The sequence below is a fragment of the Acinetobacter chengduensis genome, from assembly GCF_003664645.1.
Lineage (GTDB): Bacteria > Pseudomonadota > Gammaproteobacteria > Pseudomonadales > Moraxellaceae > Acinetobacter > Acinetobacter chengduensis.
Genome location: NZ_RCHC01000073.1, coordinates 1 through 485, shown reverse-complemented (window position 1 = coordinate 485; position 485 = coordinate 1). Strand labels below are relative to the sequence as shown.

Here is a 485-nt window from a genome sequence, read left to right as displayed (position 1 = left end):
GGTGATATCGGCAAAGCTGAAGCTATGGAAAATTATGTTCTATCTAAAGCGAAGATTTCACCTAATGCGGGTGCTGAACCAAAACCTTATACAAGTACTGCTTCATTAGGTGGGGAGTCTAAGGTGGCTCAAGGTGTTAATGAGGGGTCGAACACAGAAGAAGAATGCGGTTGCTTCTTTTGTTTCTTATACGCGCTTATCAATACAGCTAATCAGCGCTCTAAATAGCAGACATTAAAAAGCCACCTAAGGCTCTCTTTAGGTGGCTAGTGCAAGTATTCCAGACTTACGAGGCAAGTATGACACAAACGAATAAGAAATACGAACTGCTTGATAGCGATACGGTTACCACACCGTCAGGTCGAGTGTTGAAGCGCATCCGTGCATTGGTCGCAATTGGATCTTTAGTTACTGCTGGTGAATTGGGTGGCTATATCGAGTCTGAGGACAATTTAGCATGTGATGGCGACGCTTGGGTTTATGGC

2 protein-coding genes are annotated in these 485 nt (G+C 44.3%); both read left to right on the top strand.

Annotated elements, in window-relative coordinates:
• Positions 1–228, top strand: a 228-nt coding sequence (locus tag D9K81_RS18535) for a hypothetical protein (protein WP_171406976.1), incomplete at its 5' end; no start/stop codon positions are given.
• A 71-nt stretch (positions 229–299) separates the two neighbouring features.
• The coding region (locus tag D9K81_RS18265; RefSeq protein WP_207667534.1) for a hypothetical protein at positions 300–485 on the top strand (186 nt) is incomplete at its 3' end.